Origin of the sequence: Paraburkholderia sp. XV (genome assembly GCF_020177535.1) — a bacterium.
In the GTDB taxonomy this organism is placed as follows: domain Bacteria; phylum Pseudomonadota; class Gammaproteobacteria; order Burkholderiales; family Burkholderiaceae; genus Paraburkholderia; species Paraburkholderia caribensis.
Genome location: NZ_JAGUUD010000071.1, coordinates 1 through 15,998 on the forward strand (window position 1 = coordinate 1; position 15,998 = coordinate 15,998).

Sequence of the window (15,998 nt, forward strand, 5' to 3'; positions counted from 1 at the left end):
CGATCGAGCATCAATCCTTCGGGCAATCGCCGCATCTTGAGAAGCCAGTCGACCAACCCACGGCACAGTTCGACGAAACGCCGGCATACATTGCGAATGGCTGCGCCGCTGTTACGGCGAAAGTCGGCGATCGTCTTGAAGTCCGGAGCCAGACGTCCCGTTAGCCACATCAACTCGACGTTGCGCTGGCATTCACGCTCAAGACGCCGGCTGGAAGGTATCCGGTTCAGGTAGCCGTAGATATAGATCTTCAGCATCACACCCGGATGGTAGGACGGGCGGCCCGTCATCGCCGGCGTGGTACCGTCGAAACCGAGTTCTGCAAGATCCAGTTCGTCGACGAAGGCGTCTATGACCCTGACCGGGTTGTCCTGTCCGATGTAGTCATCCACGCATTCTGGAAGTAGTGCGACCTGCTTGCGGTCATCGCCTTCAACGAATCGCTTCATGAGTCACCCGGGCTCAATGCGTTGATTCAGTTTAGGCGATCAATGCGTTTTGACACACTCTGGACCCGCAGCGGCCAGTCGCGGTTTCCAAAAGCGGCCGTTTGACGCCATATGAGTCTCCCTTGCAGCTTTACCTTTACCCGTCTTGTTCTGGCTTGAAGAAACGGATCTCGAACACGTCTTTGGTTTCCTTCACAAAGATTTTTCGTCCGCAGTTCCAGCATGTAAGTAGGAGTTCAGACCGTCGTACGAGATCGGAGATCAGGTCACCCGCGCTTTTTCCTAGATGGTTCTCATCAAGGAATTCCTCCATCGCGAGCAAAGATATGCCTGTTCCGCAGAATAGGTTTTTATGTACGAGTTGATCACACTTGCAGCGGACCCATGAGCCCATTTCTTACTCTCCTTCACGCGTAGAACTCGCGTCTCAAAAATTGAAGCCGTTGTAGGCCGTCCTCGCAAGTCGATTTCCACAGCTGTCAACGGCGGCATGCGTTATGAAACGGCCTCGACCGATGCGGTCGGCGCTTTCCGCCCCTGAACCGCCGGTCGCTGGATCATGATTTTGGCGTCGGGTAATGAAATACACCGATTATTCGACCGCAGGGCCGAAATTTAAAAATCACGGAAAGCGATGTCATGGTGGCCGCACCCTGATCAAACGACGCGTCAAACGAGGCCATGTGTTGGAAGAAACCATGGCTGCTTTCGTCCGACCAGTCGACGAGCCATGCGAGTGGCTCAAGCCGGCAGGTCCAAATTCAAAAGAGCTAACTTCAGTGCCTAGCGCCGTGCGATCGAGGCGACGTTGGCGTTGCGGTTTAAGACACGATGGCGCTGTTGCGTCTGCCCGCCTGCGTAACGACTGCGACGTTCGCATTGCGGTACTGCTGCGGCTGAGCATGGTTTTAGGTATGGGATAGTGTAAACCCTAAGTCGACATTCCCATTGAATGGGAATCGCATTTTTGTCCAGCGGGAGCGACGTGGCATTCTGCGTGATCGGAATCCCATCTCTTCGGGCAAAACTCAACGTGAAACAGGAATCCAGCGTCATCGGCGCCGAGCGCCTGCTGCTCGTACTTGCTTCGCTCGCGAGCCACGGCAAAGCCATGTCCGTGAAGGACATGCTCGGCGTGACCGGCCTCGCGCAAAGCACGCTCTATCGCCAGATCGCGCTGCTTAAGCGCTGGGGCTTCGTGACGGAGGACGCGGGCTGCTATGCCCCTGGTCCTGTGAGCCTGCAGCTCGCACTCGGCTTCGACATCAATTCGATGCTGGTCGAAGCGAGCCGCGACGGCATGGCGGAGCTCTCGCGCGCGACGCAGGAGAGCGTCGGGCTCATCATCGCCGTGAACGACCAGGTGATCTGCCTCGAGATGGTCGAGAGCACGCACTCGCTGCGTTGCTCGTTCGAAAAAGGCCGCGCGGTGCCGTTGCGCGCGGGCGCGTCCGCCAAGTCGCTGCTCGCCTTCATGGCGGAGAGAACGCGCAACGAAGCGCTGGAGCGCCAGTTCGCCGGCGACGACGCGGCGCGGGCCGCCCTCGAAACGGAGCTCGAGCGCATTCGCGCGCGCGGTTACGCCGTAAGTGACAGCGAAGTCGATCCCGGAGTCTGGGGCGTGAGTGCGCCCGTGTTCCGGCGCATGTCGCGCGGCGCGGGCGCGAGCGCATCGATCACGCTGATGGCCCCGTCCTTGCGCGCGGCGGGCCGCGAACAACAACTCGCCGACTGGACCGTGCGAACGGCCAACAGCATTTCTACCCGACTGCAATCTGCCTGAGCCTCACTCAACCACGACCACACACTTTGGAGCCCGCACCATGAAACTGAAAACCCTTCTCTCCACTGCAAGCCTCGGCATGGCGTTGCTGACGGCGATCGCGCCCGGCACGGCATCCGCGCAGGATTCGAACGCGCTCAACGTTGCAACCGACGCAACCTTCCCGCCGATGGAATTCGTCGACAAAGGCCAGCGCACCGGCTTCGACATCGACATCATGAACGCGCTGGCCAAGGCGATGGGTAAGCAGGTCCAGTGGACGGACATCGACTTCAAGGGGCTCATTCCGGGTCTTGTGGCGCGGCGGTTCGACGCGGCGATCTCGGGCATCTACATCACGCCTGAGCGCGCGCAAGTGGTCGATTTCACACAGTCCTACTTCGCGGGCGGTCTCTCCGCGCTCGTCAAGGCGGACTCGCCGATCAAAACCCTCGCCGATCTCAACGGCAAGAAAGTAAGCGTGCAGGTCGGCACGAAGTCAGTCAATTTCCTGCGCGACAACTATCCGCAGGTGCAGCGAGTGGAGGTGGAAAAGAACCAGGAGATGTTTGATCTCGTTGGTATCGGCCGTGCCGACGCCGCCGTCACTGGCAAGCCCGCCGCGTATCAGTTTGTGCGCACGCGCCCCGGTTTCCGTGTGCTCGACAAGGAGTTGACGACCGAAGCGTACGGCATCGCGGTGCGCAAGGATGAACCGCAACTACGCGACCAGATGAACGCCGCGCTCGCGAAGATCAAGGCGGACGGCACTTACGACGCCATCGTGAAGAAGTGGTTCGGCGCGAGTACCAGCACTGCGGCGAACGCCAAGTAATCCGGCGGACCCGACTCATGCAACTCGACTTCACGCCGGCGTTCGCCGGTTGGGCCGACATCGCGCACGGCGCGCTGGTCACAGTTGAAGTGACCGCCGCCGCGCTCGTGCTCTCGTGCCTGCTCGGCCTCCTGATTGGCATCGGCCGGCTCTATCCGCAACGGCGGCTCGTTTACGGCTTTTGCACCGGCTACTTGATCTTCTTCCGCGGCACACCGCTGCTCGTGCAGCTGTTCTTGCTGTTCTTCGGCCTGCCGCAGTTCAATATCCTGCTTCCCGCGTTCGTCTGCGGGATGCTCGGGCTTGGGTTGTATTCGGCGGCCTACGTGTCGGAGATCGTGCGCGGCGCGATCCAGTCCGTGGATCGAGGACAAATGGAAGCGGCACGCTCCATCGGCATGTCGTCGGGACAGGCCATGCGCGCGATCATTCTGCCGCAGGCCATCGTGCGCATGATCCCCCCGCTCGGCAATGAGTTCATCGCGCTGATCAAGAACTCGGCCCTGGTGTCGCTACTGACGATCGACGACCTCATGCACGAAGGCCAGAAAATCATCAGCGTGTCCTACCGGTCGCTCGAAGTGTATATCGTGATCGCGCTCGTGTATCTCGTGCTCACGCAGGCGACCAACTTCATTCTTCATCGCGTCGAGCGTCGGCTGCGCGCAGGAGGCATGGTGCAATGAGCAGCGTTCAACCCATCGTCAGCATTCGTGAACTCACGAAGTCGTTCGGCACACATCGCGTATTGAACGCCATCGACTTCGACATCCAGCCGAGCCAGGTCGTGGTCGTGATCGGGCCGAGCGGTTCCGGCAAGAGCACCTTCCTGCGTTGCTGCAATGGACTGGAACAGCCCGAGCGCGGCACGATCGATATTTGCGGTCACCGGCTCGTCGATCACGGCACGATGCTCAAGGACCGCCCGCTCAACGCGCTGCGCACCGAAGTGGGCATGGTGTTCCAGTCGTTCAACCTGTTCCCGCATCTCTCGGTGCTGCACAACATCACGGTGGGTCCGCGCATGCTGCGCGGCGCCTCGAAAGCCGACGCCGAAGCCGCTGCGCTTGCCCTGCTCAAGAAGGTGGGTCTCGAGCACAAGGCGGATGCGATGCCTGCGAGCCTTTCGGGCGGCCAGAAGCAGCGCGTCGCCATCGCGCGGGCTTTGGCAATGCAGCCGCGCGTCATGCTCTTCGACGAACCGACTTCCGCGCTCGACCCCGAACTTGTGGGCGAAGTGCTGCAGGTGATGAAGCTGCTCGCCTCCGAAGGCATGACCATGCTCGTTGTTACGCACGAGATGGGCTTCGCGAAGGAAGTGGCCGATGTCGTGGTCGTGATGGATGGCGGCGAGATCGTTGAAGCGGGGCCGCCCGCGCAGATTTTCTCGACGCCCACGCAACCCCGCACCCGCTCGTTCCTGCAGGCCGTGCTGTCGCGCGCGTGAACCCGACCTTGATACGCGGCGCCGCGCTCGTGGCGTCGCCGTGGAAAAACGGCGGCGGCATCACGCGCGACGTCGCGTCCTGTGCGCACGCGTGGCGCGTGAGCATTGCCGATATCGATCGCGACGGGCCGTTCTCGCGTTTCGACGGCATCGACCGCCTGTTGATGGTTCTCGACGGCGCAGGGATGACGCTCGGTGGCGCAGGCGTCCTGGGTGCGTTTGACGTTGCGCACTTCACCGGCGAGGCGCCAGTGACGGCGCACCTCGCAAACGGCACGGTGCGGGTGTTCAACCTGATGACGTACCGCGGCGCGGCGCGCGCCTCAGTCGACATCGTGCGCGCGCCGGGGCGCCGGACCTTCGCCGCGGACACGGCGTTGCTGCTTTGCGCGCAGGGATCGAGCGAGGTGCGGGCCGGGCCGGCGTGCATCGCGCTGACGCCACTCGACACGCTGCGCATCGACCGGGCGAATCCCGTCGAGATCGCCATAGAAGGAGATGGCGTGCTGGTGTGCACGTCGCTGAATACGGATGCCGACTCTTGAATTTATCACCGAAATCGCTCTTCGCAGCCCATGCGCTGCTGCCTGACGGCTGGCGCACCAACGTTCTGATCGAGTGGAACGACGCGGGTACGCTCGTCGCCGTTACGCCCGACACAACCACCGCGCCGACGGATGCCGGGGTCGCAGCGGGGCCGGTCATTCCGGGCATGCCGAACCTGCATTCGCACGCGTTTCAGCGCGCCATGGCCGGCCTCACGGAATACCGCGCCAATCCCACGGACAGCTTCTGGAGCTGGCGCGACCTGATGTACCGCTTCGCCGCACGCATCACGCCCGAGATGCTCGGTGCGATAGCGCGCTGGCTGTATGTCGAGATGCTCAAGGCGGGCTATACGTCCGTCTGTGAGTTCCACTACGTGCACCACGCGCAGGACGGCGGCCGTCACTCGCATCCGGCCGAACTCGCGCAGCGCGTCGTGGATGCCGCGGTCGAGACCGGCATCGGCATGACGATGCTGCCGGTGCTCTATCAGTACAGCGGCTTCGGCGCGCAACCGCCGCGCGCCGACCAGCGCCGCTTCATCAACGCGACCGACGCCTTTCTGGAGCTTCTCGGCGCGCTGCGCGCCGCGCGTCCGGAACACGGCGCGCTGCGTTACGGAATCGCGCCGCACTCGCTGCGCGCTGTATCGGAGGATTCATTGCGCGCCGCGCTCGAAGGACTCGACGCGATGTCGCCCGGCGCACCGGTGCATATCCACATTGCGGAGCAGACCGCGGAAGTAGATGCCTGCGTCGCAGCGCTCGGCGCACGGCCCGTGCAATGGCTGCTCGAGCGTTTCGACGTCGACGCGCGTTGGTGCCTCGTGCATGCGACGCACGTCGACGAACGCGAAACGCTTGCACTCGCGAAGAGCGGCGCGATAGCGGGCCTGTGCCTCACGACTGAAGCGAATCTCGGCGACGGCCTGTTCCCCGCAAGCGACTACCTCGATGCAGGAGGCGCATTCGGCGTCGGCTCGGATAGCCATATCGGCGTGGACTGGCGCGCGGAACTGCGCCTGCTCGAATATGGCCAGCGGCTCGCGCGGCGTCAGCGCAACGTGCTGGCCTCGCCGCAGGCATCGCATGTCGCCGACCGCCTGTTCCAGGGCGCGCTTGCGGGCGGCGCACGTGCGACCGGCCGCGCGGCCGGCGCCCTCAAGCAGGGCGCGCAAGCGGACTGGATCGTGCTCGATCCCGACCATCCCGATCTCGCCGAGCAGACCGGCGCGACGTGGCTGTCGTCCGCCGTCTTTTGCGAGCACGGCGAAACACCGGTGCGCGACGTCTTCGTCAACGGCGAGCGCGTGATCCACGAGCGCCGTCATCGCGACGAAGCCAGGCTTTACGCGGACTATCGCCGGGCGTTGGCGCAGCTTCTCGCCGACGCCTGAGCGCAACCGTCAACCGATCCCAGGCTCCATGAACGATCTCTTCTCACTCGACCGCGGCGATGCGCCGCTGATGATTTCCATTCCCCATCTAGGCACGCACATCCCGGTTGCGCTGCGCGACCGGTACACCGATATCGCGCTGAACGTCAGCTGACACTGACTGGCATCTGGACCGCCTCTACGGATTCGCCCGCGCGCTCGGCGCAACGATTCTAGGTGCGCGCGTGTCACGTTACGTGATCGACCTGAACCGGCCGTCGAACGACGAGAGCCTATATCCGGGGCAGACCACCACGTCGCTGTGCCCGACCGAGACCTTTCGCGGCGAGCCGCTGTATCGCGACGGCTGCGCGCTGGACGCGGCCGAACGCAATCGCCGCGTGGCCACTTACTGGCAGCCGTATCACGACGCCCTGCATGAAGAACTGACGCGCTTGCGCCGCCAGCATCTCAACGTGCTACTGTGGGAAGCGCACTCGATCGCGAGCGTGCTGCCACGGTTATTCGAAGGCCAGCTGCCGGACCTGAACATCGGCACCCAAGATGGCCGCACCGCCGCGCCTTCAGTGCAGGAAGCGGTGCAGCGCGTCGCCGCGGCGAGTCCGTTCACGTGGATTGCGAACGGCCGCTTCAAGGGCGGCTTTATCACACGGCACGCCGGCGCGCCGCATGACGGCGTGCATGCGGTGCAACTGGAGATGTGCCAGTCCACCTACATGAGCGAGAACGCGCCGTTCGACTATCTGCCCGAGGTCGCGAAGAAAGTGGAGCCGGTGGTACGCGGCATGGTGAATGGTGCGCTCGACGCAAGGCGGTGTCAGGTTGGTGGACAGACAACGGTAGAATGAAGCGATGAACAAGACGAAATCGCTTTATCACGGCCACCGCCTCCCTGCTGTTGTCATCAGTTGCGCCGTTCGCTGGTATTTCCGGTTCAACCTGAGCCTGCGCGACATTGAGGAGTTGTTGCTTGACCGTGGCGTCGTGGTCACGTACGAGACGGTCCGCTGCTGGTGCGACAAGTTCGGCGCGGGATTCGCCCGGTGGGCGAAGTTGGTGCGGCGGAAGTCGGGCAGCACCTGGCACCTTGACGAGATGTTCGTGACACTGCGAGGCGAGCCGTATCTGTTGTGGCGTGCGGTCAACGAGCATGGTGCCGAGCTCGACGTGCTGGTACAAAAGCGCCGTGATAAGGCCGCCGCGAAGCGCTTCTTCAGGCGGGTGCTGCGATCAAACCCGGTGCCGCGCAAGATCGTTACCGATCAACTGCGCAGTTATCCGGCGGCGAAGGCTGACATTCCTGAACTCGCTCAGGTAAAGCACGTCTTCGTCAAAGCGGCTGCTCGCGTGAACAACCGCGCCGAGAACAGCCACCAGCCAATCCGCAGGCGCGAACGCCAGATGTGCGGCTTTCGTGACGCGCGTCGCACGCAGGCGTTTCTCTCATGCTTCGGCCCGATCCGGCAGCACTTCGCGTTGCCCAGACATCAGATGAACGCGGCATGTCATCGCGCCATACTAAAAGAACGCCTCGCCACATGGCATAAATGGGCTACCGCAACCGCAGTCGAACGAGTTAGCTGATAAGGATACCTACGCGGTATACAGACACGTAGCCTACGCACCTCAACTTGACAGTGCCGGCGATCAGGGTACCCGCCCCATTCCAGAGCCGATATGTGCTGCTTGTCGGTGAGACGGTGCTCGGCTTCGCGCTGCGGTGATTGGGAGCGAGGCGATGAGCTTGTTCGGCCTTCCGATACCGCCTCCATTCGGGGCGGCGGACAAGGCAACACGCCATCGGCGAAACTTAGATCTTGTAGGCTGGACCACCATTGCCGTCGCGGCTGTCCATGCCGCGGCCGCGCTTTTTCATCACATCGTTTTACGGGATGACGTACGGCAAATGCTTCCAGGGCGAGCGCATGACAACAAGCGGACGGCCGCTGGGACAGGCTTTTAAGTTCCTCGGTAGACTTGCGTTTTTACGATACGGGTTTATCCTTACCCCGTCTCCTCCATGTCTCCTCCTGATATGGATTCGGCCCGCTATAGCGCGGGCTTTTCTTTTTTGGCTGACTGAGCGCGAGGTTGTTCCGGGTGCCGCCATTTCTGCTGGGCAGAAAGCGCAAGAGCCACGTGCCATAATCCAAATAGCTTACGCGGCCCCGACGGAGCTCGCGTCGACCACATGCGTATGGCGCTCCGGCCGCAGCCCCCTTGGCTCGCCGGATTTGAAAGAAATCGTTACGGTCAGTTGTAAGTCGACGGAGCCCCAAGCCTCGTCGAGTCGCTCGCCCACGAGCGAGCGTCCGCCGTTCATCGCCCGGCGTCGTGGGTCGCCATTGCCTGCCAGACACTTGGGGATGTGCCGATGACTTGCTTAAAAACCCGACTGTAATGTGCATAGTCAGCGAATCCGTATTTGTGCGCGATTACGGTCAGGCTTAAATCGCCTTTTTGCAGATCCCGTTGTGAACTGCGCACCTTTGCTCCAAGGCGCCAACTGTGGGGTGTCGTTCCTGTGGTGCGTTTGAACACGCGCAGGAAGTGCCCCTTTGACATCCGAATAGAAGCTGCTACAGCTTCTATCGACGTACCAATACACAGTGTCGCAAGCATCAGGTCCTTGGCCGCTTCAACAGCATCAAGCTCCCTAGCCAAGCGGCTGTCTTCCGCTTCGCTCATCGATCCGCAACTTTCGTCTTGCGCGGTCAGAGGGTTGGTGATTCGTTCCATGTCTTAGAGAATCAAAAGGCAGCTGGGCTTGACATCCTGTCGCATGGAAAACTTGTTTCATAGCCTCGTGCAATCAAAACACTCTTGATTTGGAATCAATAATCGACCGGGAACCGGCAAGCGCTTCGCCGTGTGTCTGGTAAGCCAACCGGAAACAGCTGCGCGCCACAGCGTGGTGAGCATCTCATTCCGACGGAATGTCGCGCCTGGCCACACTCATGCGTCCGTCACCGCCCACCATGGCCGACCACCGCAGCGAACCGGCCGCAGTGAGGAAAGCACGATACAGCCGCCGTCATGGTACAACCACCCGCACTGCCCGGAAGACCTGCAGGCAGCCCAGTGGATTTCTAACCCCGCAAAAGCGGACAACTGAACTTGGCTGGACAGCGGACATCTGAATCTGGCTTTGACATGTCTTGAAGGAATCCTATATTTCTATGCGACGCTTCAAGCGACGCGCTGAAGTTGCGTCCCGCGTAGCTAGCGCGCGAACTATGGATGTAGCCGAAATCGTGAGGGATCAAATGAAAGCGGGTGACAACCCCGCGAGCAGATCCGCAGCAGGCTCGACGGACGGTCGGGCTGACATCAGCGACGCCCTCAACTGGCGCACTGGACAGAAAAGAGCCCGGAACGATGTCCGGGCGAAAGGCGTGAACGATGTTCCAGCCAAACCATGAGGCACTCCCATCTGGCTATCACTATTCACCACCTGCGTGAATTGCGCCGCTTGCAAAAAGGCATGTGGATGTTATTCCTTCCCCCCCTTCACGACCCTGCTTGAACCGAAATCCTGCATGCCCGTTCTTCGATTCGGTCCTGCGCTCACAAATCGGGAATTCGAGACGGTACGGCGATCCGCATACGCCAGACGCGAAGGCGACGAACGGAGTCCTGCGTGATGGTAGTCTGCGTTCTGGTCAATCTTTGCTTGCGCGCCGACCGGGGCGATCGCTACCAAAAGAAACACGAGCCGAATTGTGGTTCTCGCGAGCAGTTTCCTTTTAATTGTCCATGTAGTCATGCGTCACCTCTGAGTTTGCGGCAGGAACCGCGATCTCGCGTTCATCCGTTCATTTCGACACACTCTAAAAGAGAGCATACAGAAAAGTCCCGATCCGACCGAAAGCAGTTAGATGAATTATTCTTTAGGTTAGGACTCGCTCCGTATTCCGAATTTATTGGCCAGCGCTGCTCTCGGATTTCGCTCCGATGCTCGCCAAATAGTCGCCACAATCCGCTTCGCTGCAATTCAGAATTTCAGTGTTTCTTTCCCGCCTTAAAAACTGGCTCCCTAGACTCACAACGCGCTCAATCAAGTGCATCTGCGCGGCCGCCACATAGCGGGTGCGCAGTCTTTCCACTCAACCTGAACGATTAGTGACCAAGGAACGACGGGAATGAATACGAAAATGCGGCTGCTGATTCCTGCACTGCTGATGTGGGCTGGGAGCGCCTGCGCGCAAAGTAGCGTGACGATGTATGGCCTGATTGACGAGGGTCTGAACTTCACGAATAACGCAGGGCATGGCTCCGCGTATCAGATCAAGAGCGGTGACGTCGTAGGCAGCCGGTGGGGTCTTAAGGGCGTGGAAGACCTCGGCGCGGGTAACAAGGCTGTGTTCGGACTCGAAGGAGGCTTCGATGCAAGCACCGGGCAACTGGGTCAAGGGCAGCGCCTCTTTGGCAGACAGGCCTATGCTGGCCTCGCCTCGGAAACCTATGGCACGCTGACGCTGGGCCGCCAGTATGATCCAACCGTCGATTTCTTCAGCGCGCTGACGGCAGCCGGCAATTGGGAGGGTGACCTTGGCGCCACCCCGTTTGACAATGACAACTCCGACTGGGATTTTCGCGTCAACAATTCGGTCAAGTATGTCTCGCCCACTATTGCAGGGCTCACGGGCGAAGCCATGTACGGCTTCAGCAACACCGCTGGCGGCTTTGCTGAAAACCGCTTGTACAGTGTTGCTGGCCAGTATCAGAATGGCGGACTTACGGCGGCGCTGGCCTATATGAAGATCGACAACCCCGGCGCGGGTACGTCAGGCGCCGTCACCAACGACGCGGTGTTCAGCGGTTCGTCCCAACAGAATATCGATGCCGCTGTCGGCTACAAGTGGAACAAGTTTTTCCTCGCGTTCGATTACTCCCATACCCAGATTGACGCACCGACCGCTAATGCCTTTCTGACTGGCACCATTCAGCCCCAGGGCGGCACGTGGTCGTCATGGAAATTCGACAACTTCCAGCTCAATGGTCAGTATTACTTCCAGCCGGATCTGTGGATCGGTGCCGCCTATGCATATACGCTCGGAAAGCTAGACTCGACGGCAGGCGACTACAGCCCGCGATGGCACCAGGTATCACTGATGCTTGACTATGATCTCAGCGCGCGGACGTCGCTTTATCTTCAGGGCGCGTATCAGCACGTTCAGAGCGCTCATACAGGTACGGAATTCGACAACGCACAGCTTCTCGCCAGCCCGGCCGCGTCGTCGTCGCCGAATCAGATGGTTTATCGCGTCGCGATGATTCATCGCTTCTAGTCGCGTCACCCGGTGAGTGCAGTCGAGGATACAGATTGTGCCTTGGATCACGCGCCGCCGAACCTAAAAACTCTTTCATCCGTTTGGCGTTGCATCACGCTGCGATGGTACGTAACTTCCGTGTCGTACCATCAACCGTCTTTGGCTGGAGGCAATCTTATGCATCACGGGCTAAAAATTGAAATGTTCGGAAACAATGGACAAAATGTGTTATCGATTACGGTCGGCACACGTCAATTACACATGGACGGCCATGAGACTGAACGGTTGATCGAACGTCTCGGCTTCTTCCGCGCCGCGATGCGTCCTGGCATCGCGACTCAGATGTCTCCAACGCATCATTATGTGATCGAGATCAACCCGAGCTGGCATGCGGAGCCACACCCCAACGGAGATGGACTCGTCGTATTGTTGCGGCACACTGGCTACGGCTGGACGGGCTTCTTCATTCCACATGCCCAGGTGCCGGTGCTTCTCGATCAGTTTGCTAATTTCATTGCCACACCGGTACCTATACCAATGTCGGCGAACTGACCAGGACCCTATCTCAAGCGCCCCACAATCTGGAGAACACAATGCTGTCCGATATCGACATGGAGATTATTAACGAGTATGGCGAGCAATCTCTGCTGCTCAAGCTTGGAAATGATCGTGCACAGCTCGACGCATCGCAGCTCGATCAACTGATCGAGTACCTAAGCACGGTGCGCTCCGACGTCGGGCCTGAGACCTCCGACACACCGGCCCTTTCACATCAATACGTAATAGAAACCGCGCCACGTTGGCAAACAGTTCAAAACCCACTGCTGGATGGACTCGTCGTGTTCTTCCGTCATAGCGGTTATGGTTGGACAGGCTTCGGTTTGCCACGAGCCAGCATCGAACGGCTCAGCGAGATCATGGCTCCTCTGGGCGCCTCGCATGCAAGCGAGCGAACCCGTCTCTTCATGTGAAACAGTTCCGCACGCGGCGTTCCGCGCCGCGGGTTCTGCGCACCCAGCCCGCTCCACTTTACATTGCAGGATGCAGCATATGCGGCCAGAACTCGATCGTAATCAACGCACCACAGTGCTTTCCATCACACCCGTCTCCGATGTGCATGCGGAAATCGTGCAACCGTAATACCGCGGCGACGATCGAAAGGCCGAGGCCCGTCCCCCCTATATGTGTATTGCGGGCGTACTGCGTGCGGTAGAATGGTTTCGTCACCGCCTCACGTTCGCCAACAGGGATGCCAGGCCCCTGGTCGGCGATCGTGATACAAGGCCCGCAGAGCGAAGGATGCAAACTGAGCGTGACACGTGTGCCCGCCGGTGCAAACTTGATTGCGTTATCGAGCAGGTTCCCAAGCGCCTCTATGAGCAGTTCACGGTCGCCGTGAATAGCATTCACCGGTACTGCATCGTATTTCAACTGGATGGACTTTTCTTCAGCGAGCGGCGAGTAAAGCTCGACCAGTTCCTCTGCCAGTACGTTCATAGATATCGGCCTGAAGCCACTGCGCCGTTGCATCGATCCAATCTCTGCGATGCGCAGCATCGCGTTGAAACGCAACAATACCGAATCGGCCTCCGCGCGCAGGCGTTCGATTATTTCATCGGCCACTCTATCACCGCGCTGCGCCGCATGCTCAGCCAGACTAGCCAGTTGCAGGCGTAATCGGACGAGGGGTGTGCGCAAGTCATGCGCGATGCCATCGCATGTAGTTTTGATCTCTGCGATCACACGCTCGATTTCATCGAGCATCCGATTGACGAGATGCGCGAGCATATCGAGTTCATCGCGCCCCTGCACCCGCAGCCGCTGATCGAGATCCCCCCCCGCAATGAGCGCCGTAACGCGGCGCATGTCCGCCACCCTGCGCATCTGGTGCAAGCTCAGCAGGAGGCACGCCACAACACTCGCGACCAGGCATAACAGCGCTCCTCCCAGCGCTGCGTGCATCAGCTCGTTGCGTACGCGTGTCACATCGGCCAGGCTGCGGGCAATGATGAGCCGCTTTCCGTCTCCACGGCGCTCTCCCATTGCCCTCACGATCAGAGCCGCATGACCGTTCGCCAGTGTCAGCGTCACGCCCTTGGTCAAGCCGTGCGCGGCCCCCGGGGCATCGAGAATCAACCCCGCGGGCATGTCCACCATGTCGCCCGCGACGTGCCGCCCATTCGCGTCGAACAGGCCGTAATAGTTCACGTGGCGATGCTCGCGCTCGATGCGGCTGTCGATCGTGGCCGCGAGTTCGCTGACGGGTACCGAATCGAAATAGCGCAACTGCCATCGCACGCCGGCGTCGGCTGCACGTTCCATTGCACGAGTCACCGAAAACTCAATCACGCCGATCAGCACCGCCATCGACACCGCGAACACGGGAACGAAGATCGCAAGCCATCGAAAGGTCGTTGTGTGCCACTGCCGGCCTAATTGTTCCCCGGGCGTGGCAGCATCCCCCTCGACCGGCTGACTTTCGCTTCTCAGTTGACCAACAGGTTGAGCGATGTCGATCACACGCGCCTCGCAGATTCGAAACGCGCAGTCCCGCATCGATTCGCATGCGTGGGGAAGCTTGCATTTGTACTGTGGTAAGCGGGGTTCTCTATTTTCATTGCTGTTCGCTCTCGACTGATGAATGACATGTTGCGCACGACGTGCGCATTACAAGGCGTGTCGATGATATCTATTCATGAAGCCGTGAAGCGCTACGGAAACATGAAATCGGCCGGTGTGCGATTGCGACGGTACGGGGCAGTGAAGCTCTCGGTCTGAAGCCGCGTGACGACATTGCGCGAGACCCGCTGCCCTCCTGCACAACCGGGCAAAACCATGAAGGAAAGTTTATGAATTTTGTTGGCCCGCATCGACGGCATCGTCAAAAACAACCCGACGATGCGCGCCGCTCCACTTCTAGAACAACGTGCGGATGCCGGCGGCTACGATATAGTCCGTCGGTTCGAATCCGTCGAACGCCGCCCCATTGAACTTTGAGAACATGTAACCCGCGTACACATCGGTGCGCTGGCTGAGACGGTAGTCCGCGACCAACGAATATTGAAGCTGGTTGCCGCCTGCCACGCCGTGCGACTGCATTGTCTGCGTATCGTAGAAACCTGCCGCCAGATCCAGATGTGGTGTGATCCTGTAGTCGCCACCAATGAAATACAGATTATTCTTGCTCGGAGTAGAGTTATTGGTCAGCGTCCCCGAGAAGCCGTAGTAGTTAACGATTGTCCCCGCGACGGCCGGGTCGCTTGGAGCTTTCAGTTCGAAACGTTCGTAACCGCCTTTAAGCGTTGCAGCGCCGAACGAATATTTCGCAGCCACCATGAAGTCTTCGTCGTTATTCAACGTTAATGTACCGACGCTCGTCCCGACGAGCGGACTGCCCACCGCATTCGCACCCGTTAGCGCGCCCGAGTGAACGGCATCCCGTGCGCTGTAGTAAGTCGCCTGTATCCCGAGGCCGTTCGCTTCATAGCCGACGTTTGCGCCGAACGTCGAGCCGGCGCCGAACTTGCCTGCCACGCCGCCGAAGCTATATGAGATACCATAGTTGAAAGGACCTGTATGGTTCGTGTATTTGATGTTGTTATCGGTACGCGATCCTTCCGTGATACCCCCCGCAGAATACGAACCTGAGAAGCCAAGCGGGGAGAATAGTTGAGAAGCGAATACCGGGTCATAGTTGAGGATCGTATCGAAGCCGAGTGTCGTCGTGCGGCCGAGCGCCACAGAGCCGAATGTATCGTCGCGCAAGCCGACGAACGCCCCCCGGTTGAATAACTGTCCGTTCAGCGCAGATGCCGCGCCCACCGTGCGGTTCGTCCCCGCAATCGAACCCGCCGCGTTGTTGAGTTCGCCAGACTGCACATTGATGCCGGACTCAAGGCCGAAGAATGCGTGCAGGCCGCCGCCGAGATTTTCATTGCCACGGATACCCCATCGGGAGTCAGACATGCCGCCATTGAACATCCCATAGACGGGATGGTTAAACTGACGGCTCACTTTGCTTACCGGATTGACGGTTGCAGGAAATAGTGCACTGGCATCTGCGCTATGTTCGACAGCGCCGACAGCAACGTCGAGCACGCCATATAGCGTCACGCTGTTTCCGTCGTCCGCATGTGCGGCGCCGATCAAAGAACTCAACATGGCCGTGGCAATCAGATGCTTCTTCATTTATTAAGTCTCCTTGGACGTAGATCGAGTGGTCGCGACATAACGTGCGGTTCGCTTTCTTGCGTACATATGCAAGTGCCGGCACATTAGATCGAAAGCTTC

The 15,998-nt window shown here is 59.9% G+C and carries 14 protein-coding genes and 1 pseudogene; 11 read left to right on the top strand and 4 right to left on the bottom strand.

Annotation, left to right across the window (positions count from 1 at the left end; all coding sequences use genetic code 11):
• Positions 1-449: transposase (locus KFO72_RS27345; RefSeq protein WP_225033445.1), on the bottom strand; the 449-nt coding region annotated here is incomplete at its 3' end.
• Between the two features lie 1,033 nt (positions 450-1,482).
• On the opposite strand from KFO72_RS27345, the gene KFO72_RS27350 reads away from it, so the two are divergent.
• From KFO72_RS27350 to KFO72_RS27385, 8 genes and pseudogenes are all read left to right on the top strand, one after another.
• The gene (locus KFO72_RS27350) at positions 1,483-2,232 is read left to right on the top strand and encodes an IclR family transcriptional regulator (protein ID WP_054930615.1); all 750 of its coding nucleotides are present in this window, start codon (positions 1,483-1,485) and stop codon (positions 2,230-2,232) included.
• A gap of 40 nt (positions 2,233-2,272) precedes the next feature.
• A complete protein-coding gene (locus tag KFO72_RS27355) occupies positions 2,273-3,046 on the top strand; it encodes a transporter substrate-binding domain-containing protein (protein ID WP_054930581.1) in 774 nt (257 codons plus the stop codon).
• Positions 3,047-3,063: 17 nt separating this feature from the next.
• Positions 3,064-3,732: an amino acid ABC transporter permease gene (locus tag KFO72_RS27360; protein ID WP_017774876.1), complete on the top strand. Its 669-nt coding sequence runs from the start codon at positions 3,064-3,066 to the stop codon at positions 3,730-3,732.
• On the top strand, positions 3,729-4,493 hold the full coding sequence (locus tag KFO72_RS27365; protein ID WP_054930582.1) for an amino acid ABC transporter ATP-binding protein: 765 nt from the start codon (positions 3,729-3,731) through the stop codon (positions 4,491-4,493). Before KFO72_RS27360 ends, KFO72_RS27365 begins: the two co-directional genes overlap by 4 nt.
• Positions 4,490-5,038, top strand: a complete 549-nt coding sequence (locus KFO72_RS27370; RefSeq protein WP_054930583.1) for a HutD family protein — start codon at positions 4,490-4,492, stop codon at positions 5,036-5,038. Before KFO72_RS27365 ends, KFO72_RS27370 begins: the two co-directional genes overlap by 4 nt.
• Positions 5,035-6,435 carry a formimidoylglutamate deiminase gene (locus KFO72_RS27375; RefSeq protein WP_062916836.1) on the top strand — a complete coding sequence of 467 codons (1,401 nt, stop codon included), beginning with the start codon at positions 5,035-5,037 and terminating at the stop codon, positions 6,433-6,435. Before KFO72_RS27370 ends, KFO72_RS27375 begins: the two co-directional genes overlap by 4 nt.
• Positions 6,436-6,463: 28 nt before the next feature.
• A pseudogene (gene hutG / locus KFO72_RS27380) lies at positions 6,464-7,283 on the top strand (N-formylglutamate deformylase).
• Positions 7,284-7,287: 4 nt separating this feature from the next.
• Complete coding sequence (locus tag KFO72_RS27385; RefSeq protein ID WP_225033446.1) at positions 7,288-8,019, top strand: IS6 family transposase; 732 nt, start codon at positions 7,288-7,290, stop codon at positions 8,017-8,019.
• Positions 8,020-8,754: 735 nt separating this feature from the next.
• Here KFO72_RS27385 and KFO72_RS27390 read toward each other — a convergent pair.
• Complete coding sequence (locus KFO72_RS27390) at positions 8,755-9,174, bottom strand: helix-turn-helix domain-containing protein (RefSeq protein WP_054930586.1); 420 nt, start codon at positions 9,172-9,174, stop codon at positions 8,755-8,757.
• A 1,403-nt stretch (positions 9,175-10,577) separates the two neighbouring features.
• Here KFO72_RS27390 and KFO72_RS27395 point away from each other — a divergent pair.
• The 3 genes from KFO72_RS27395 (at position 10,578) to KFO72_RS27405 (ending at position 12,679) form a co-directional block, all read left to right on the top strand.
• Entirely contained in the window at positions 10,578-11,726 is a 1,149-nt protein-coding gene (locus KFO72_RS27395) for a porin (RefSeq protein WP_054930587.1), read from the top strand.
• A gap of 159 nt (positions 11,727-11,885) precedes the next feature.
• Complete coding sequence (locus tag KFO72_RS27400) at positions 11,886-12,260, top strand: hypothetical protein (protein ID WP_103323719.1); 375 nt, start codon at positions 11,886-11,888, stop codon at positions 12,258-12,260.
• Between the two features lie 41 nt (positions 12,261-12,301).
• The gene (locus KFO72_RS27405) at positions 12,302-12,679 is read left to right on the top strand and encodes a hypothetical protein (protein ID WP_060605976.1); all 378 of its coding nucleotides are present in this window, start codon (positions 12,302-12,304) and stop codon (positions 12,677-12,679) included.
• A 58-nt stretch (positions 12,680-12,737) separates the two neighbouring features.
• On the opposite strand, the gene KFO72_RS42345 is transcribed toward KFO72_RS27405, so the two are convergent.
• On the bottom strand, positions 12,738-14,228 hold the full coding sequence (locus KFO72_RS42345; protein WP_158512180.1) for a sensor histidine kinase: 1,491 nt from the start codon (positions 14,226-14,228) through the stop codon (positions 12,738-12,740).
• Between the two features lie 396 nt (positions 14,229-14,624).
• A complete protein-coding gene (locus KFO72_RS27415; RefSeq protein WP_225033447.1) occupies positions 14,625-15,896 on the bottom strand; it encodes a porin in 1,272 nt (423 codons plus the stop codon).
• Between the last annotated feature and the right edge of the window lie 102 nt (positions 15,897-15,998).